General features: G+C 72.2%; 16 protein-coding genes. 6 read left to right on the top strand and 10 right to left on the bottom strand.

The genetic code is table 11. The features are described 5' to 3' along the window. Window positions 1–57 precede the first annotated feature (57 nt). From FDO69_RS22655 to FDO69_RS22625, 7 genes are all read right to left on the bottom strand, one after another. The gene (locus tag FDO69_RS22655; protein WP_104781685.1) at window positions 58–1,545 is read right to left on the bottom strand and encodes a cytochrome P450; all 1,488 of its coding nucleotides are present in this window, start codon (window positions 1,543–1,545) and stop codon (window positions 58–60) included. A gap of 208 nt (window positions 1,546–1,753) precedes the next feature. Next, on the bottom strand, window positions 1,754–2,761 hold the full coding sequence (locus FDO69_RS22650; protein ID WP_104781684.1) for a trypsin-like serine peptidase: 1,008 nt from the start codon (window positions 2,759–2,761) through the stop codon (window positions 1,754–1,756). 241 nt (window positions 2,762–3,002) lie between these two features. Beyond that, window positions 3,003–3,488, bottom strand: a complete 486-nt coding sequence (locus FDO69_RS22645) for an SRPBCC family protein (protein ID WP_104781833.1) — start codon at window positions 3,486–3,488, stop codon at window positions 3,003–3,005. A 111-nt stretch (window positions 3,489–3,599) separates the two neighbouring features. Further along, window positions 3,600–4,220, bottom strand: coding sequence for a flavin reductase family protein (locus FDO69_RS22640; RefSeq protein ID WP_104781683.1), 621 nt, complete (start codon window positions 4,218–4,220; stop codon window positions 3,600–3,602). A gap of 131 nt (window positions 4,221–4,351) precedes the next feature. Further along, window positions 4,352–4,639 carry a zinc-ribbon domain-containing protein gene (locus tag FDO69_RS22635; protein WP_104781682.1) on the bottom strand — a complete coding sequence of 96 codons (288 nt, stop codon included), beginning with the start codon at window positions 4,637–4,639 and terminating at the stop codon, window positions 4,352–4,354. A gap of 171 nt (window positions 4,640–4,810) precedes the next feature. Beyond that, complete coding sequence (gene pgm / locus FDO69_RS22630; protein ID WP_104781681.1) at window positions 4,811–6,451, bottom strand: phosphoglucomutase (alpha-D-glucose-1,6-bisphosphate-dependent); 1,641 nt, start codon at window positions 6,449–6,451, stop codon at window positions 4,811–4,813. Between the two features lie 230 nt (window positions 6,452–6,681). After that, window positions 6,682–7,110 carry a hypothetical protein gene (locus FDO69_RS22625; RefSeq protein WP_170320927.1) on the bottom strand — a complete coding sequence of 143 codons (429 nt, stop codon included), beginning with the start codon at window positions 7,108–7,110 and terminating at the stop codon, window positions 6,682–6,684. A gap of 137 nt (window positions 7,111–7,247) precedes the next feature. On the opposite strand from FDO69_RS22625, the gene FDO69_RS41295 reads away from it, so the two are divergent. Beyond that, window positions 7,248–7,394, top strand: a complete 147-nt coding sequence (locus tag FDO69_RS41295) for a hypothetical protein (RefSeq protein ID WP_167526658.1) — start codon at window positions 7,248–7,250, stop codon at window positions 7,392–7,394. Between the two features lie 105 nt (window positions 7,395–7,499). Further along, the gene (locus tag FDO69_RS22620; protein ID WP_104781679.1) at window positions 7,500–8,372 is read left to right on the top strand and encodes an SCO4651 family lipoprotein; all 873 of its coding nucleotides are present in this window, start codon (window positions 7,500–7,502) and stop codon (window positions 8,370–8,372) included. 17 nt (window positions 8,373–8,389) lie between these two features. On the opposite strand, the gene FDO69_RS22615 is transcribed toward FDO69_RS22620, so the two are convergent. Then, a complete protein-coding gene (locus tag FDO69_RS22615; protein ID WP_104781678.1) occupies window positions 8,390–9,340 on the bottom strand; it encodes a TIGR01777 family oxidoreductase in 951 nt (316 codons plus the stop codon). 117 nt (window positions 9,341–9,457) lie between these two features. Here FDO69_RS22615 and FDO69_RS22610 point away from each other — a divergent pair, with 117 nt between their 5' ends. After that, window positions 9,458–9,784 carry an antibiotic biosynthesis monooxygenase family protein gene (locus FDO69_RS22610; RefSeq protein WP_031113632.1) on the top strand — a complete coding sequence of 109 codons (327 nt, stop codon included), beginning with the start codon at window positions 9,458–9,460 and terminating at the stop codon, window positions 9,782–9,784. A 203-nt stretch (window positions 9,785–9,987) separates the two neighbouring features. Here FDO69_RS22610 and FDO69_RS22605 read toward each other — a convergent pair whose 3' ends face one another. Next, a complete protein-coding gene (locus FDO69_RS22605) occupies window positions 9,988–11,340 on the bottom strand; it encodes a diacylglycerol/lipid kinase family protein (RefSeq protein ID WP_104781832.1) in 1,353 nt (450 codons plus the stop codon). 724 nt (window positions 11,341–12,064) lie between these two features. Between FDO69_RS22605 and FDO69_RS22595 the strand changes: the two genes are divergently transcribed. Further along, a complete protein-coding gene (locus FDO69_RS22595) occupies window positions 12,065–12,745 on the top strand; it encodes a hypothetical protein (protein WP_104781831.1) in 681 nt (226 codons plus the stop codon). A gap of 687 nt (window positions 12,746–13,432) precedes the next feature. Then, entirely contained in the window at window positions 13,433–14,536 is a 1,104-nt protein-coding gene (locus tag FDO69_RS22585) for a GNAT family N-acetyltransferase (RefSeq protein ID WP_104781829.1), read from the top strand. A 68-nt stretch (window positions 14,537–14,604) separates the two neighbouring features. Here FDO69_RS22585 and FDO69_RS22580 read toward each other — a convergent pair whose 3' ends face one another. Continuing rightward, window positions 14,605–15,195 carry an AMIN-like domain-containing (lipo)protein gene (locus tag FDO69_RS22580; RefSeq protein WP_104781677.1) on the bottom strand — a complete coding sequence of 197 codons (591 nt, stop codon included), beginning with the start codon at window positions 15,193–15,195 and terminating at the stop codon, window positions 14,605–14,607. A gap of 149 nt (window positions 15,196–15,344) precedes the next feature. Between FDO69_RS22580 and FDO69_RS22575 the strand changes: the two genes are divergently transcribed. Then, complete coding sequence (locus FDO69_RS22575; RefSeq protein WP_104781676.1) at window positions 15,345–17,912, top strand: SpoIIE family protein phosphatase; 2,568 nt, start codon at window positions 15,345–15,347, stop codon at window positions 17,910–17,912. The last annotated feature ends 54 nt before the right edge of the window (window positions 17,913–17,966 follow it).

The raw sequence follows: 17,966 nt of genomic DNA, 5'->3' as shown, positions 1-17,966 counted from the left end.
GCAAGCGACGGGCTGGATGGTGGCCCGCGTCCGGGGCCGGCACGGTCGGCTGTGGTTTCATCCGGTGGACGGTGACGGCTCGGTGTCCGGGCCGGGTTCCGGGCCCGTCGTGATCCGGGCCGGGTCGTCGGTGCTCCGTGGGGCCGGGGCCGGCTGCCGGTGGAAGCGCATGGTCATGCGGTCCGGTTTGACCGTGACCACCGCCTGGGGGCGTGGTGCCCGGGAGGTCAGCCGGAAGGACGGCCAGGTCCGCAGGACGGTCGCCAGGATGATCTGGAGTTCGGCCCAGGCGAAGTTCTCGCCGATGCACTTGCGCCGACCGTCACCGAAGGCGAGGAACGAGCCGCGGGTGGCCGCCGTGTCGCCGGTGGTCCAGCGGTCCGGGTCGAAGGCGCCGGGGTCGCTGAACACCGCGGGGTCGTGCTGGTGCAGGTAGGGGCTCCAGACCACGTCGGCGCCCTCGGGAACGAGGTGCCCGCCGAGGTCGAGGTCGCGGGTGGCGGTCCGGGTCACCAGCCACGCGGGGCCGTACTTGCGGATGGCCTCCTGCAACACCCGGCGGGCGTACGGGAGATGCTCCAGGTCCTCGTAGGCCAGGGGGCGGTCCGCGCACACGGTGGCGAGTTCCTCGCGCAGCCGCTGTTCGATCCCCGGATGGCGGGTGATCTCGTAGAGGGTCCAGGCCAGCGTGGTGCCGGTGGTCTCGATCGCGCCGGTCAGCAGGGTGATGGCCTCGTCCTGGAGCTGCTGACGGGTCAGCGGGTCCTCGGCGGTCAGCAGGGTGTCGAAGAGGCCCGTCCGCTGCTCACCGGCGGCAGCCGCGTGCGGGCATCCGGCGTCGGCTGCGGCTGCGGCGCCGGACGGAGGTCCGGCCGCCCGGCGCGTCCGGTGGTCGATGGCCTGGTCTATGAGGGCCCGCAGGCGGGCGACGCGCTGCGCGTGCGCCCTGTTGGCGGGGAGCGGCAGCCGGGTCACCCAGGGCGGGAGAATGGTCTGCCGAATCGTTCCTTCCATGATGTCCGGCATGAGCGCGGTGAACTCGCCGGCCAGGTGCTCGGGCAGATCCGCGCCGAACAGGGCGACGAGGAAGGCCCCGAGCGTGACCTCGTTCATGTCCTCGTACACATCGCGCGGCTGCCCCTCGGGCCATGCGCCGACCGCCGAGGCGACCTGCTCGATCATGGCGTCGCCGCGGTCGGCGATGTGCGCCTTGTTGAACATGGGCTGCATCAGACGCCGGTTGCGCAGATGGGCGTCGCCGTCCGCGATGGTGGCCAGGCCGTCCCCGAAGAACACCCTCAGGGCGTCGATGATCTTGCCGCCCTTGGCGTAATGCGCTGCGTCGGTCACCAGGACCTTGCGGGTCAGAGCGGGGTCGGTGACGACGTAGGCGGGAGTGGGGCCGATGCGTATGCGTACCACCGGGCCGTGGTCGCGCAGCGAGGTGATGAAGGGCAGTGGGTTGCGGGCGAGCTGGAGGCCGTGACCGAGGAGGGGCAGCCCTCCTGGGGCGGTGGGGGTGGGCGACGTCGCGGGAGCGTTCATGGCCGGTTTCACTCCTTGTGGGGGGCGTCGGCAAACGCTCGATGCATGCCCAGCGCACCCCCGATGGATTCCGGCCACCCGTGCTCCGTGCGTCACACCCGCCCGGCCCGGCCCGGTCACGAGTGGTGGGACGGTTCGCGGCGCAACGACCGGGCCGCTTCCTCCGCCACACGGCGACGGAGGAAGCGGCTCCCGATGAGGTGCCGGCTCAGGACGACTGGGCGCTCTGGTACAGGTTCTGCGCGTCCGTGCCGAAGTACGGGCCGTACATGGCGTTCGGCAGGAAGTTGTACTTGAAGCTGTTCACCGAGGACTGCAGGCCGGTCCCGGTGGCCTCGCTGAACTGGGTGAACCAGGGGCCGCCGCTGGAGCCGCCGGTCATGTTGCAGGTCAGGCCGTGGTCGTTGGACAGCAGGAAGTCGCGGGTGGTGGTGCCGCTGCAGTAGATGAACTTCTCGCCGTCGTACGGTGCCGCGGCCGGGAAGCCGAAGGAGTACATGGCCTTGCTGTAGCCGGTGTTGAACGCCAGCCCCTGGCCGCCGACGACGTCGGTCAGCTTCTTCCCGTCCAGCGGGGCGACCACGGCCGCGCCGATGTCGTAGTTGATGTCCTCACTGGCCGTCCACTGCGGGGTGGACAGGGTCTTGGAGGCGGTCCAGGTGCCGTACGGGCGCTGCCCGTCGTGGTAGCCGGGTACGAACACCCAGTTGGTGTGCCAGGCACCCTCCAGCTTGACGCAGTGCCCGGCGGTGATCACGGTGCTCTTGTTGGCGCTGGTGACGGCGTTGCCGGAGCAGGACGCGGTGCGGCCCTGGTAGCTGAAGAACACCCGTCCCGCGGTCTTGGTCACCGCTCCCCCTCCGGACCAGGGGCCGCCGCCGTGCGGGAAGGCCAGCGGACCCGCGGCGGAGGCGGGCGCGCTGGGAGCCACGACCGTCGCCTTGCCCTTGCGCAGGGCCGGGGCCTTCACGTCGGAGCGGTCGACGGTCAGCAGGTCGAGCGGGGTGGCCTCGCGCATCCGCTGCGGGGTCCAGAAGGCCAGGGCGCGTTCCTGCGCCGAGGAGGTCGTCACGCCGGGGTCCGGTGCGGCGCTCGCGGGTGTGGCGGTGACACCGGTCGCCAGGAGGGCGGCGACGCCGGCGAGCGCGCCGAGGACGGAGCGGCGTACGCGGGTGCTGCCGCCGGACGGGTACGGGCTGCGGGGTCGGCCTATCACGCGGTCTCCTTCTGCTGTGGGGGCCGGGCGGCGGGAAGCCCGCCCACCCGGTCAGGCAGGGGTGTCACTGCGGACGGTCAGGGGGCAGCGTGCCACCGGGAGGCCGATATGGACAGGTGCATGTCATGACGTTGGCCGAAACTTCACGCGGCACAGCCGGACGCGGGCACAGAAGAACCCGGCCTCACCGTGGAGGCCGGGTTCTGGGAGTGCCGCTGATGTCAGAAGGGTGCGGACGGTGTCAGAGGATGGGGCCGGCGCCGCCGGTGCCGCCCGGCTCGACGCGGCCGCGCCACGCGCCGGATTCGACTCCGCGCTCCTCGATGTACTGCTTGAAGCGCTTCATGTCGCCCTTCACCCGGCGGTCGATCGTGCCCATCATGTCCGCCGCCTTCTCCACAGCACTGCTGGGCTCGACATCCATCACGAGCTCCACCCTGGTGTGGGTGTCGTCGAGACGCTCGAAGCGGACGGAGCCCCTCTGGTGAGTGTCTCCGCTCGTCGTGCGCCACGTGACCCGCTCGTCGGCCAGCTGGTCGACGATCTCGGTGTCGAATTCTCGCCGTACCCCGCCGATCTTGGTGGTCCAGTGGTTGTGGCGGTCGTCCAGCTGCCTGACCTCCTCGACGCCCTCCATGAAGTTCGGGAACTCCTCGAACTGCGTCCACTGGTTGTAGGCGGTGTGCACGGGGACGTCGACTTCGACGGTTTCCTTGATGGTGCTCATCTGACTGCCTCCGTATTCACTGATCGACTGCAGGAGGCCCATCGGCCCACTCAGGTCCGGGCCCGCGGAGGTCGGGTACCCGGGAAGCCCCGGTTGCCACATCGGATGTGATCAGACGGTGGCCCTCGCCGTTTCGGAGCGGAAGCCGTGGCCGATCTCCGGGGCCAGTGCGTGGTAGTGGCGGAAGTTGTAGATGAGCGGGCTCCAGGCGGAGGGGTCGATGTGCTGGGTGCCGGGGACGACGATGTGCTCGGCGGCGTGGACGCGCAGGACCTCGCACTCGACGGTGACGAAGAGGCCCGCTCCGCCCGGGGTCAGCGAGCGGGCCCGGGCCTCCAGTTGCAGGGCGCACTCGGCGACCCGCGGGGGCCTCACCAGGTCGGAGGCGGCCGGGCTGAGCCCGGCCGCGGCGAACTTGTCCCGCTCGTGCCGGTAGACCGGCCGCTTGGCCTCCGGCACGGGGTCCGCCCCTGTCAGCGGTGCGAGGCGTTCCACGTGTTCCCACAGGTCGGGCGAGGCGACGTTGATCACGAGTTCCGGGCGTTCCGCGAGATTGCGCGCGGTGTGGCTCTCGCTGCCGAGCCCCAGGACGAGGTGCTGCCCCAGGGCCCACGCCGAGGAGATCGGGGCGAGGTTGCAGGTGCCGTCGGCGTTCTCGGTGGTCAGCAGGACCACGGGCGTGCCGAAGTAGAGGATGCTCGGCCGGATCACGAGGTGGGTGCGGGACGTCATGACCCGGGACGCTACGGGCGGGACGTTTCGACGCCCACCGAAGCGTCGACCGGCGAGGCTGGGCCGGTGACCGGTGACCGGTGTCGGGGCCCGTGGCGGAAGCGGTCCGGCCGCGCCCGGGCCTGCGGGGATCAGAACCGGTCGTGCTGCTGCGGCTGCCCGTGCGCTTGGCCGCTCGGGCCGCTCGTGCTCTGGGTCTGCAGGTGATCCGCCTGCTCCTTGGTCACCTTCTGTTCCGCGCCGCAGAAGGTGCACTGCGTCAGGTACTTCGTCGAGATCGGGAACAGCGGGACGAAGAACAGGGTGAACTTCGTGACGCGCTTCCTGAGCGTGTGGGCGGCGGGGTTTCCGCACTGGCCGCACACCAGCGTCAGTATCGCCAGCTGGTACAGGTATCCCTTGGTGCCGAAGATGATCACGTGTCGGTCCTTCCCGGTCGGATCTTCATCCAGTGTCCTGTATCGCGGCGTCGGGCGCGCGGGCCCCTCGTTCGTGTGGAGCTGCCGGCGCGGGCTGATCCGGTCGGGTGACGGTGCAGCGGCGAACGGCCCGGGCCACGTGAGAGCGGCCCGGGCCGTGTTGTGCCGGGGTCAGCCGGACAGGGCCGTCAGTACCACGGACTTGGCCTCCTCCTGGACCCGGCCGAGGTGGTCCGGGCCGAGGAACGACTCGGCGTAGATCTTGTAGACGTCCTCGGTGCCCGAGGGGCGGGCCGCGAACCAGGCGTTGTCCGTGGTCACCTTGATGCCGCCGATGGCCGCGCCGTTTCCGGGGGCCTCGGTGAGCACCGCGGTGACCGCGTCCCCGGCCAGGGTGTCGGCCGTGACCTGGGCCGGGGAGAGCTTGGCGAGCAGGGCCTTCTCCTCGCGGGTCGCGGGGGCGTCGATGCGCGCGTACGCCGGTTCGCCGAAGCGGGCGGTCAGTGCCGCGTAGTGCTCGGAGGGCGTCTTCCCGGTGACCGCCGTGATCTCGGAGGCGAGCAGCGCGAGGAGGATGCCGTCCTTGTCGGTGGTCCACACGGAGCCGTCCCGGCGCAGGAAGGACGCCCCGGCGGACTCCTCCCCGCCGAAGCCGATGGTGCCACCCGCCAGTCCGTCCACGAACCACTTGAAGCCGACGGGCACCTCGACCAGCTCGCGCCCCAGGTCGGCGGCGACCCGGTCGATCATGGCGGAGGAGACCAGGGTCTTGCCGATGCCGGTGGTGGCCGGCCAGCGGTCGCGGTGGGCGTAGAGGTAGGAGATGGCGACGGCCAGGTAGTGGTTGGGGTTCATCAGACCCGCGTCCGGGGTGACGATGCCGTGCCGGTCGGCGTCGGCGTCGTTGCCGGTGGAGATCTGGAAGCGGTCGCGCTGCTCGATGAGCGAGGCCATCGCGTACGGCGACGAGCAGTCCATGCGGATCTTCCCGTCCCAGTCCAGCGTCATGAACCGCCAGGTGGGGTCGGTGTGCGGGTTGACGACCGTCAGGTCGAGGCCGTGCTGTTCGGCGATGCGGCCCCAGTAGGCGACCGACGCGCCGCCGAGCGGGTCGGCCCCGATGCGTACGCCCGCCGTGCGGATCGCGTCCAGGTCGAGGACGTCGGGCAGGTCGGCGACGTAGGTGCCGAGGAAGTCGTAGCGGCCGGTGGTGGGGGCCGCGAGGGCACGGGCGTACGAGACGCGCCGCACGTCCTTCAGGCCGCCGCGGATGATCTCGTTCGCCCGGTCCTGGATCCAGGAGGTCGCGTCGGAGGCGGCGGGGCCTCCGCTGGGCGGGTTGTACTTGAACCCACCGTCGGCGGGCGGGTTGTGGGAGGGCGTGACGACGACGCCGTCCGCGAAGCCGGTGGTGCGGCCGCGGTTGTGGGCGAGGATGGCGTGCGAGACGGCCGGGGTCGGTGTGTAACCGTCCGCGTCGTCGATCAGCACGGTCACCTCGTTGGCGGCGAACACCTCCAGGGCGGTGACGCGCGCGGGCTCCGACAGGGCGTGGGTGTCGGCGCCCAGGAAGAGGGGGCCGTCGATTCCCTGGCCGGCCCGGTACTCGCAGATGGCCTGGCTGGTCGCGGCGATGTGGTCGTCGTTGAACGCGTTCGCCAAGGACGAGCCGCGGTGTCCCGAGGTCCCGAACGTGACGCGCTGGCCCGGGTCGTCCAGGTCGGGGCGGCGCGCGTAGTACGCGGTGACCAGCCGAGCGACGTCGACGAGATCCTCGGGTCCGGCCGGACTTCCCGCTCGCTCGTGCTGCATGGGCCCGCTCCTCCGCATGGGTTGATCCTTCGTGTGCGGTCCCATCCTTTCTCGTCACGGCGGGGCGGCGCGAGGGGCGCGCCCCGGCGAGGGTCGGATGTGCGCCAGGCCACGCGGGAGGGGGCCGCTCGGATCACGAGGAAGGCGGCGCCACGGACCACCGGACCACCCGGTGGCGCGTCGCGCCGCCTGCTCCCCCGGTGCCGGCACGTCCATCGCGCCGGCCCTGCTCAGATCCGCCCGCCGGTGAGACGGGTGAGGGGGCCGTGCGCGCCGCGTTCCGCACGGCGTCCGACCGCGTAGGACGCGGCGCTCAGGGCGGTCAGACCCGCTCCGACGCCCGCCGCCACCAGCTTGCGGTGGGCGATGACCGTCCAGGCCGTCTTCGCCGTGGTGGCGACGTGCCCGGAGGCCGTGACGACCGCCTGGCGGCCCGCCTCGACACCCTTGGCCGCGGTCTGGGCGGCCGTCTTGGCCGTCTCGGCGGAGCGCTCCGCGCCCGACTTGGCCGCTGACGCCGCCTCACCGGCCTTGCCCGCCGCACCCTTCGCCGCCTGTGAGGCCGGCGCGGTGGCCTTGTCCGCCGTGCGGCGGGCCTTGGACTCGGCGGTCCGTACGGTGCTCGCCTTCTGATTCGTGCGCTTGTTCTCTTCAGTCATGGACACCGACTTGCCTCTGACTCCGGCGGCAAACACATTCGCTCGCGCACCGGCCGGGCAGGGGGTGCCTGAGCACCTCGCCGAAGGGGTAGGCGTACTGCAGGTACGTGACATCACGACAGGAAGGAAGGTGCGTCATGGCCGGAATGCTGGACCGCATCAAGCAGTTCGCCCGGAGCCCGCAGGGGCGGCGGGCCGTCGAACAGGCACGCCGGGCCGCGGCCGACCCCCGCAAGCGGGCCCAGGCCCAGCGTCTGCTCGGCAGGCTCAAGGGCCGCCACTGACCGGGACACCGTCCCGCCCGATATGCAACTCCTCGGCCACACAGGTGTGTTCATGCCCGGCTTGGGCACTTGGGTCGCACCACACACCTGAGGGGAGCTGGTTCGATGAGCAGGGCGGGAAACGGCAGGCGGGTCTGTGCCTTAGGCGTCGCCGGAGTCCTGGCCGGGACGGTGCTGGTCGGCTGCGGCGACGAGGACTCGGGCGACGGTGCGCAGGGCACCTCGGCGAAACCCAGCGCCGGCGCCAGGGAACGGGGGACGCAGGCGGTGCGCTCGGCCTACGACAGGACGGCCGAGGAGGACACCGCCAAGGTGAAACTGCGGGTGCGGACCTCGGCCCAGGGCGCCTCGCAGACCGCTGACGGGCAGGGCGCCGTGGACCTGGACGACGGCGACAGCGTCATGACGCTCACGGTGCAGGGGCAGCAGATCGAACAACGGGTGATCGACCAGATCCTGTACCAGAAGCCGCCCAAGGGACAGGCGCCGGGGGGCAAGCCCTGGATCAAGATCGACCTGGGGAAGGTCGCCGGGCAACAGGGCGCCGGTGACGGGTCCATGAGCGATCCGGCCCGGTCCGCCGCCTACGCCAAGGCGATCACCGACAAGGACGTGACCGAGAAGGGCCAGTCCACGATCAACGGCGTGGAGACCACGCACTACCGCGTCTCCGTCGACGTCGCCGATCTTCCCGACGGCGACAGCCTGCGCAAGCAGGTCGGTCCGACCCTGCCGATGGAGGTCTGGCTGGACGACGAGGGCCGGATGCGCCGTCAGCAGCTCGACATGACCGTCAAGACCCCGGAGGCAACGCGGCGGTCGTCCTCGGGCTCCTCGTCCGCGCCCGGGAAGGTCACGGTGCGCACGGTCATGGACTTCACCGACTTCGGTACCGAGGTGGAGGCGGACGAGCCACCGGCCGGGCAGGTCACCGACATGACCGGCAAGGCCCTGAAGCAGGGCAAGCGGCAGAGCTGACCCGAGACCACCTCACCTCACCTCGCCGCGCGGCCGCGGAGGCGTCGTACGAGGTCGTCCGCGGCCTCCGGCCACTCGGGATGCCGGAAGTCGAAGCCCGCTTCGAGCAGGCGGCCGGGGACGACCCGGCGGCTCTTCAGCAGGAGTTCGGTGTCCGAACGCAGGACGAACGCGCCGATCTCCGCCATCCAGCGCGTCGCGGGCAGGCCCACCGGGATGCCCCACGCGTCGCGCAGGGCGCGCATGAGAGCGCGCTGCGGCAGGGGCCCGGGGGCGGCGAGATTGACCGGCCCCTCGATGTCGTCCCGAGCGACGAGGAACTCGACCGCCCGGGCGAAGTCCCGGTCGTGGATCCAGGACACGTACTGGGCGCCGCCGCCGACCGGGCCGCCGAGGCCGAGCCGGGCCAGCCGCAGCAGGACCTCGAAGACTCCTCCGCGGTCCGGGCTCATCACCATGGCGGCGCGCAGGGCCACCTTCCGGGTGTGCGGGGTGTCGGCCTTCTCCTGCTCCCGCTCCCAGGCCTTGGCGATGTCGACGCTGTAGCCCCAGTAACCGGGGACGCCGGGTTCGCCGCCGCCGATCACGCCGGTGGCCTCGTCGTTGGCCGCGTCGGCACGGTGGGCGTAGACGGTCGCGGTGCTCATCTGCAGCCAGACCCGTGGGGGTCGCTCCGCCGCTGCGATCGCCTCGCCCACGGCCCGGGCGGAGTGGACCCGGGAGTCCATCATCTGCCGGAGGTTGGCGGGGGTGTAGCGGCAGTTCACGCTTCGGCCGGCCAGGTTGACCACGACATCACTGCCGTCGACCTCCGCCGCCCAGGGCCCAGGCGTGGCACCGTCCCAGTGCACTTCGCCAGGCCCCGAGGGGTTCCTGCTGAGCACCACGACGTCATGCCCTGCCGCGCTCAGCGCGCGCCTCAGGATCGTGCCGACCTGTCCGGTGCCGCCGGGTATCACGAACTTCACGAAGGCCTCCCCCTCGTCGTCTGCAAGCGACTCTAGCCCATATTTGAACGCGTTCAAAAGTGCGCGCGGACGGAGGGCTCGACCTGCGCAGACGTCTCATCGGGCAAGATGGGGCCCATGAGCGTAGTCAAGATCAACGTGCTGACCGTGCCCGCCGAGCAGCGGGAGACGCTGGAGAAGCGGTTCGCCTCCCGGGCGCACGCCGTGGAGAACTCCGACGGGTTCGAGTGGTTCGAGCTGCTCCGCCCCGTGGAGGGCACCGACACCTACCTCGTCTACACCCGGTGGCGTGACGAGGAGTCGTTCCAGGCCTGGATGGAGGGGCCGATGAAGAGCGCGCACCAGGGCGGCGGCGAGGGCGGCGAACGACCGAAGCCCGCGGCGAGCGGCTCGACGCTGTGGTCCTTCGAGGTGGTGCAGCAGGCCGGGCCGAAGGAGGCGTGACCGACGGCGCGACGCAGGAGGCGTGACCGGCCGCGTGACGCAGGAGGCGTGACCGACGGCGCGACGCGGGAGGCGTGACCGGCCGCGTGACGCAGGAGGCGTGACCGACGGCTGACATAGGGGGCGTGACCGACGGCGTGACGCAGGAGGTCCCCCGTGCCGCGTGGCATGGGGGACCTCCTGCGTGAGCGCCGTGTGGGCGCTCAGGTGTGCCGGGAACGCGTGGGGGCGGCGGTGCGGCCCACCGCGGCCGCCAGTTTCCGCAGCCGGCGCCAGTCGAGGCGTGGGGGCGCCTCGGGCACTCCCGGACGGTCGCGGGGCACCCGGACGCGCAGGGCGCGGCGTGCGATGCGGCAGTGGACGGGGGCGGGCATGATGAGCGCCTCACCGTCGAGACCGACCTCCAGCTCCGCCTCGTCGGCGTCGACGACGACGCGCTGGGCGGTGAGCACCGTGAGCCCCTCCGGGCGCGGGGACAGCAGCAGTTCGGCCGCTTCCACGGCACTGTCCACACGGACGGCGAGCACGCCCAGCCGCCCGGAGTTGAGCCGCTCGCGCCGGCCGAAGCCGAAAGGGTCGTCCATGCGGTAGGCGTTGTTGCTGACCAGGATGGCCTGCGGGTCGGCGACGGTGGTGCCGTCGGCGGTGGCCGTCAGACGCGGACCGCTCTGCCGGCTGAGCAGGTCGGGCAGGCGCTCCAGGGCAGCGCCCACCTTGCCGTCGCGGTAGCCGGGACTCTGCACCACCGCCCCGTACACGCCGAACGAGGCGTTGTTGACGAACGGGCGATCGTCGGCGAACCCGAGGTCGACGCGGAGTTCGACACCGTCGGTGAGGGCGTCGAGGCAGCGGGCGGGGTCGTCCCGGTCCAGACCCAGGTCCATGGCGAAGTGGTTGCGCGTACCGGCGGCGATGACGAGGAACGGCAGACCGTGTTCCGCGGCGACGGCGGCGACCAGAGCCTGGGTACCGTCGCCGCCCGCGACGCCCAGGAGGTCGGCTCCGTCGGCCACGGCGGCTTTGGCCAGGGCGGTGACGTCCTGGTACTGGTCCGGGTCGAGCAGCACGACCTGGGCGCCCAACGCCTCGGCCTTCTCCTGCAGGTTGAACTTCTCGACCTTGCCGCCCCCGGAGCGCGGATTGAGCAGCAGGAAGGGGCGCAGTGGCGGCGGTGTGCGGTACTCCTTGACCCGTACGGCCCGCAGGCCCGTGCTGCGCAGGGCGTAGCGGCCGCTCCAGACCGCCCCGCACCACAGGAGCAGGGACAGGAAGACCACCCAGAGCAGATTCGCGGTGGCGAAGAGGGTGATGAGGCCGACGGGCGCGACGACGGCCAGCGCGGCCGACGCGATACGGACCACTCCCCGCCGGGACAAAACCCACCAGAGCGCGGCCGCGGTCACGGCGAGCCCCGCGAGGCCCGCCACAAGCAGCAGCAGCCCTCGCAGGCCGCCGGAGACGAGCGGCAGCAACGCCGCCAGCGCGGCCGCGGCAAGGGCGCCCCGGGCGGCCCATCGCTGCCGGCGGTGAAACCGCTCGTCCATCGCCGATCCCATCTCGTCCCTCCGCTCGAAGGCCGGCGCGGGCGGGCCCTGACGACCGCGCCCCGCCGTGACCATGGTGCCCGCCGACGCGTCGGCTCCACCACCGTCTTCCTGGACGGCTCCCCCACCGCCGGTCACGTCGGACGTGAAGATCCCCGGGGCGGAGCCACCGGTAGCGTACGCGGCCCAGCGGGCGTGGTTCCGCGCACCGGGTCACATCGGCACGGTCACTCATCCCTCTTCAACCTCCCACCGCTTGACCTGGTGAGTCTCATTACGCAACCTCATGGCTACAGTCCTTGCCGACGAGGAGGCCGGCACGCGATGGAGTCGACGGGCGGACGGTACGCGGACCAACCGACGGTGGAGGTGACGCCATGGGTCGCCGCCCCTCCGGGAGGGTGTGGGCGCTGGTGCCGATGTGACGCGGATGCCCGAGATGAACGACGAGCCGCAGTCCGCGCGGTGGACCGGGGGTGCGACGAGACCGGCCGTAGGGGCCCGATTCGTCGGCCAGAGCCTGCACGAGCGGTTCGGCGAGTGGGAGACGACCTCGACGGTGGTCGCGTGCGATCAGGAGCGGGTGATCGCCTGGGCGGCATGGGTTCCGCGTCGACCAACTTCTCCAACCGGGCCTACAGCCGCCTGGGCTGGCCAAGGGCCACCGGTCAGGGCGGGTAAGCTCCCCTGGCTGATCACCGGCCGACACGACCGACAGGGGGGCTCCGTGCGGGCCATGGCCACGTTGACGACGACCGCGCTCTGCCTGCTGGCGGGGGCGGCCCTGGCCGGGTGCGGAGCCGGCGGCTCCGGCGAGGACAGGTCCGCGGGCGAGATCCTCGACGAGGCCAACGCGAGGATGCGGAAGCTGGACACCGTCACCGTGGACATCACCAACCGCACCACGAGCGGCGGCACGGTCACCAGCCACCTCGTGACCGACCTGGAGAGCCGGTGCAGGTCGAAGACCACCTGGTCCGGGGGTGGCGCCCTGGAGCAGATCCGTCTGGGCAAGACCGACTACGTCCGCCCAAACCGGGCCTATCTGCGCAAGTGGAAGAACAACCTCGGCGTCACCGGCGAGCAGAAGCTGTGGGTGAGGACGCCCGTGACCCCGGCTTCCAGGGGCGGCGACGGACTCACCTCCTGCACCCGGCCCTTCGACTCGTTCGGCACGGCGAAGAAGGGCGGATCCGCGCGCGTCGGAAACACGAAGGCCGTCGAACTGATCGTCACCGACAAGGCGGACAAAGAAGGGACGTACACCTTCTACGTGGCCGACGAGGGCGAACCGTATCTGCTGAAGACGGTGTACAAGAGCGCCGCGCAGCACACCACCACGGCGTTCAGCGGTTTCGACGAGCCGCTGGACCTGCGGGCGCCGAAGCCGCGTGAGGTGCTGGGCGCCGGCGACTGAGCACCCGTCAGGAGCCAGCGCTTTCCGTCGGATTTCCGGCGGCAACCGGCCGAGAGGGACGAATCGTCACACCAGGGCTTGACGGGGCGGAGCCGGGCTCGGCCTACTGGAAGCGCAGCCGGCCGTGTCGGGGGGTCTGGTCCGGCGCCGGCCCTGAGGTCGAGTCCACTCCGTACTCCCCCACCGGAACGCAGGTCAGGGGTCTGATGGCACGGCGGCGTTGGGCAGCGGTGGTGGGTCTGGTGACCTGCCTGCTGTTGCTGCAACTCGTCGTTCCTGGGCTCGCGGGCCACGGGCGTCCGCCCGTGACGGTCGCGGCGGCGGTGGACGCGACGGCTGCGGGCGCCGCTTCGAGCGCCGCGGCCGAAGGGGCCGGAGAGTCGTGTCCCTGTGAGGACGAGCCGTCGGTTCGGCAGCTCGCGGCGCGCACACCGCGGGCCACGGGGGCGGCAGGGGTGAGCCCGGTGGTGACCGGGGCGGCCGTGGTGGGCCGCGGCGGTACGGATCTGCGTGCGGCGGCAACGAGCCCGTGTCCGGGAGCGGCCGGATCCGCCCCGAGCACCGAAAGGTTGCAGACGTTCCGCTGCTGAGCGACGGCAGTACGACAAGGGCCTGCGCCGTGCGGCCTGAGTACTGCCCTGGTGCCGAATCGCGGTGATGTGCAGGCCTTCGTGTGTCCCCATGCCGATGACACAGGAGGCAGAGTTGCCTGGAAAGCGCGTTCTCGTTCTGAGGCCGGACGAACTCGGCCCGAGCGACCAGAAGATGTGGCGGGAGATCCGGACGGAGTCCGGCGCACCGGCGAATCCCTTTCTCGACCCGGCCTTCACCGTGGCGGTGGGGCAGGTCAGGCCGGGGGCCAGAGTGGCGGTGCTGCTGGACGACGGTTCCCCGGTGGGGTTCTTCCCCTACGAGGCGGGGGTGCTGGGGCGGGGCCGGGCCATCGGCCTGGGGGTGTCCGACAGTCAGGGGGCCGTGTTGCGCCCCGGGGTCGAGCTGGACGCCCGGCGGTTGTTGCGGGTCTGCGGGCTGTCGTCCTTCGAGTTCGACAACCTCGAAGCCGGTCAGGGGGTGTTCGTGCCGCACGCGGTCGAGGAACTCGCCTCCCCGGTCGTCGACATCGGCGAGGGCTTCGCGGCGTACACGGAACGTCTGCGGGCGCGGTCGCCGGGCTTCCTCAGACAGATCCTGGCCAAGGAGCGCAGGCTGGCCCGGCAGGTCGGCGAGGTGCGGTTCGTGTACGACGCCCGGGACCCGGCGGCGCTGCGGGCGCTGATGGAATGGAAGTCGGCGCAGTACCGGCGGACCGGCCGGCGGGACCGGTTCGCGCAGGAGTGGATCACCCGGCTGGTGAGGCTGCTCGGGGAGAGCGAGGAGCCGGAGTGCCGCGGCGTGCTGTCCGTGCTGTACGCCGCCGGACGACCCGTCGCCGCGCACCTGGGGCTGCGCTCGCGCACGGTGCTGTCCTGGTGGTTCCCGGCCTACGACCGCGCGTACGCCAAGTACTCCCCCGGCCTGCTGCTGCAGTTGCGGATGCTGGAGGCCGCTGCGGCCGACGGCATCGAGACCGTCGACCTGGGCAGCGGCCCGGCCCGCTACAAGGAGTCGCTCAAGACCCGTGACCTGCGTGTGTACGAAGGAGCGGTGGTGCGGCCGGTGCCGGGCGGGGCCGCCCACTGGCTGGGCCGCGAGCCCGCCCGGGCCGCCCGTCGCTTCGTCCGCGGCCGGCCCCGGCTGGCAGGTGCGGCGGCCCGGATGCTCGAGGAAGTGGGCCGGTTGCGCGGCGGTTGAGGACGGCCGCCCGAGACCTGGGCGCCCGGCCCCTGAGAGCCGGGCGCCGTGCGGCCGGCCCGTGGCCGTCAGCCCGTGGCGGTCCAGCTGTGGGCGACGTCCACGACGACACGGTCGTCCAGCTGCTGCACCCGGAAGGGCAGCCGCGCGCGGACGCCGAGACCGATCTGGGTATCCCCTTCGAAGCTGCCGGCGAACCGGGTGTCCCGGAAGGTGCGGTAACCGGTGAGGTCCACGCCCGGCAGGGGGCGCGCCACCTGGCCGGGATAGGTGGCCGCGCCGGTCTCCGGGTCGTAGGCGGGCGCGGTCACCCGCACCTCGAGCACGGCGCCGCCGGACACGGCGATGTAGCGGCCCGAGCCGTCCTGGTAGAGCTTGTCGACGTACTGGACGGTGTACCCGACGCCGCTGCCCGCGCCGGGCACGTCGATGACCATCCGGTCGAAGCAGGTGTGACGACCGGTCCTGACGTCGGTCATCGGTGCGACGCCTACGCCGGCGTCGGTCTCGGCGAGGCTTCCCCAGCCGGTCGGGCACGCCGTGGCCCGGGTGGTGGACTGCGGGCCGGCCACCGGTGCGGCGCCGGCCGGGATGGCCGCCACGCCCACCGTGGCGCCCACGAGTGCGAGAGTCGCGCATGCTCTTCTGATACGTACCATTGCCGCCCCCGAGGCTTGCATGTGGCTGATGCCGGTTGAGACGGCCGGGCGGACCAAAAGGTTGCACTTGCCGCGCCGGAGCGCCGACCATGGCACATCCTGGTGGGAAGCGATTGGTGTCCGGTGCGTCCGTACCGGGAGGACGCGACATGGATGAGGCAGCCGCCGTACCGGACGGGCCGCGGTCAGCCGTCGGCCCGAGCCGGAACGGGGCTGAGGGCCGGGTCCCGGGCGAGGACACGGGCCGGATCGAGGATGCCCTGACGGCCCCACTGGTGGAGGCCGTGCGGGACCTCGACGGCTACGGCGGGCTGGTCTACCTGCGCTCCCGCGACCGGCGCTCGCTGGTGCTGGCGATGATCACCGGGGTGCCCCGTTCGCTGCTCAGGAGCTGGTGGCGGGTGCCCGTGGGCGGTGCCCTGCCCATGGCGGAGGCCTACCGCCGCGACGAGACGCTGTGGCTGCCGGACGAGCACGCCACCATGGTCCGCTTCCCGCACTTCACAGCCGGTCTCCCCTACCCCTTCGGCTCCGCCTACCAGCCCGTCCGGACCGGCGGCGAGGCGGTCGGCGTACTGGTCGTGCTGCGCTCGGCGGCCCGGGCCCCGATGGACGGGGAAGCGGTCGGTCTCGCGCTGCGCCCCGCCGAGCGGGCCATGGAAGAGCGCCTCGACCGCCTGGTCGCGGGCCGGGCGGGCCCGGACTCCGCCGCACACCACGTCGAGTACGACGACGAGCCGATCAGCGTGCGGCTGCCCACCTCGGCCGCCCACCCGGTCCGGGTCGGGCTCATCGACTGGGACCTGGACAGCGACCGCTGCACGGCGGACGACGACGCCCTCGCGCTCCTCGGCCTGGACCGGTCGGCCTACGGTGGCACCATCGCGGACATCGAGGCCCGTGTCAGCCCCGACGACCTGCACGAACTGCGCGAGAGCCGGCACGACGCGCTGGCCGACGGCCGGGTCAGGTCCCGGCACTTCCGGGTCCGCGACGAGTCGCGGGGCGAGGAGAAGACCGGCTACCGGCCGGTCGAGCTGTGGGGCCATCTCGTGCAGGGCGGCGCCGGATCCGCGCGGATCCTGGTGGGCGCCCTCGTCGACGCGGGCGGCGGACTCACCGCGGCCGAAGCCGCCGAGCGGCTGCCCGACGGGCTCTTCTCCCTGGACCAGGACGGCCGCCTGACGTATGCCAACCGGCGCTGCGAGGAACTGCTCGGCTCCGGCCGGGAGGACCTCTTCGGCCGTTACCCGTGGGAGGTGGTCACCTGGCTCCGGGATCCCGCGTACGAGGACCGCTACCGGGCGGCGATGCTGTCGCAGGAACAGGTCTCCTTCCTGGTCCGCAGGCCCGACGGGAACTGGCTGAGTTTCGTGCTCTACCCGGACGTGCACGGGCTGACCGGCCGCGTCTTCCCTACCGGGCCGCCCACCGGTGCCGAGCAGGGGCCGGAAGCCGGTTTTGGCGCCACCTGGGGCCTCGGCGCCGTCGCGCCGCCGCCCGGACCGGTGGCGTCCGCGCGGGCCGGAGCGCTCTACCACGTGGTGCAGATGGCGAGCGTGCTCACCGAGGCGGTCACCGTGCTGGACGTCTGCCGGGCCGTGTCGGAGCAGCTGCTGCCCGCCTTCGGCGTCCGGGAGCTGGCCCTTTACACCGTCCGCGAGGGCCGGATGTACCTGCTGTGGGAGTCGGGCTACCCGGAGGGCTTCCTCACCCCGTTCGAGGGCGTCACCCTCGACACGCAGCTGCCCGGCGTCCACGCGCTGACCACGCGGCTCCCCCTGTTCTTCGAGTCGCCCGAGGAGCTCTCCCTCGCCTATCCGGGCATCACCCTGGACCGCATGCAGGCCTGGTCGTTCCTGCCGCTGATCGCCTCCGGGCGCTCCGTCGGGTCCTGCATCCTCGGCTGGGACGCCCCACACCGGTTCACCTCGGACGAGCGGTCCGCCCTCACCGCGCTGAGCGGCCTGGCCGCCCAGGCGATGGAACGGGCACGGCTGTACGACTCGGAGTCCGCCGTCGCCCGTGGCCTCCAGGAGGGACTCCTGCCGCACCGGCTGCCCTCCGTCGAGGGCCTGCGCACCACCGGCCGCTATCTGCCCGGCACGCAGGGCATGGCGATCGGCGGCGACTGGTACGACGTGATCACCACCGGACGTGGCGTGGCCCTGGTCATCGGGGACGTCGAAGGCCACAGTGTCGGCGCCGCCGCGGTGATGGGGCAGCTGCGCAGCGCGGTGCACGCCTTCGCGGCGAGCGAGCGCCCACCGCAGGAGGTCATCACGCACACCAACCGGCTGCTGAGCGAGCTGGAGTCGGACGTCTTCGCCACCTGCTGCTACATCGAACTCGACCCGGTCACCGGACGGGCCCTGGCCGTGCGGGCCGGCCATCCCCCGCCGCTGCTGCGCCACCCCGACGGGCGGGCCGAGACACTGGATCTCGCGGGCGGCGTCATGCTGGGCGTGCAGCCCGACTCGGTGTACCCCGTCACCGCGCTCACCCTGGCCCCCGGCAGCGTGCTCGCCCTGTACACCGACGGGTTGGTCGAGCGGCCCGGCAGCGACATCGAGTCGGGCATCGACGCGGTCCGCCGCCGTCTGTCCGAGACCCCGGCGGACTCGGTGGAGCACCTCGCCGACCGGCTGGTGGGCACGGCCCGGCAGGCCCGGGAGCGGCCGGACGACGTGGCACTGCTGCTCACGGCGTACCGGTGATCGCGGTTCCGCACCCCGGGCGGGCCGCCCCGACACCCGTCCGAAAGGGCGAAC

The sequence above is a fragment of the Streptomyces tibetensis genome (genome assembly GCF_007655005.1).
Taxonomy (GTDB): domain Bacteria; phylum Actinomycetota; class Actinomycetes; order Streptomycetales; family Streptomycetaceae; genus Streptomyces; species Streptomyces tibetensis.
Note: the sequence above shows the minus strand (reverse complement) of the source record. Positions and strands in the feature narration are given on the sequence as shown.

Coding starts and splice junctions, on each gene's coding strand:
- FDO69_RS22645 (WP_104781833.1), bottom strand. CDS start 3,488: ATGAGCACCATCAAGGAAACCGTCGAAGTCGACGTCCCCGTGCACACC.
- FDO69_RS22625 (WP_170320927.1), bottom strand. CDS start 7,110: ATGACTGAAGAGAACAAGCGCACGAATCAGAAGGCGAGCACCGTACGG.
- FDO69_RS22610 (WP_031113632.1), top strand. CDS start 9,458: ATGAGCGTAGTCAAGATCAACGTGCTGACCGTGCCCGCCGAGCAGCGG.
- FDO69_RS41295 (WP_167526658.1), top strand. CDS start 7,248: ATGGCCGGAATGCTGGACCGCATCAAGCAGTTCGCCCGGAGCCCGCAG.
- FDO69_RS22595 (WP_104781831.1), top strand. CDS start 12,065: ATGGCCACGTTGACGACGACCGCGCTCTGCCTGCTGGCGGGGGCGGCC.
- FDO69_RS22585 (WP_104781829.1), top strand. CDS start 13,433: ATGACACAGGAGGCAGAGTTGCCTGGAAAGCGCGTTCTCGTTCTGAGG.
- pgm (WP_104781681.1), bottom strand. CDS start 6,451: ATGCAGCACGAGCGAGCGGGAAGTCCGGCCGGACCCGAGGATCTCGTC.
- FDO69_RS22605 (WP_104781832.1), bottom strand. CDS start 11,340: ATGGGATCGGCGATGGACGAGCGGTTTCACCGCCGGCAGCGATGGGCC.
- FDO69_RS22580 (WP_104781677.1), bottom strand. CDS start 15,195: ATGGTACGTATCAGAAGAGCATGCGCGACTCTCGCACTCGTGGGCGCC.
- FDO69_RS22640 (WP_104781683.1), bottom strand. CDS start 4,220: ATGACGTCCCGCACCCACCTCGTGATCCGGCCGAGCATCCTCTACTTC.
- FDO69_RS22620 (WP_104781679.1), top strand. CDS start 7,500: ATGAGCAGGGCGGGAAACGGCAGGCGGGTCTGTGCCTTAGGCGTCGCC.
- FDO69_RS22655 (WP_104781685.1), bottom strand. CDS start 1,545: ATGAACGCTCCCGCGACGTCGCCCACCCCCACCGCCCCAGGAGGGCTG.
- FDO69_RS22575 (WP_104781676.1), top strand. CDS start 15,345: ATGGATGAGGCAGCCGCCGTACCGGACGGGCCGCGGTCAGCCGTCGGC.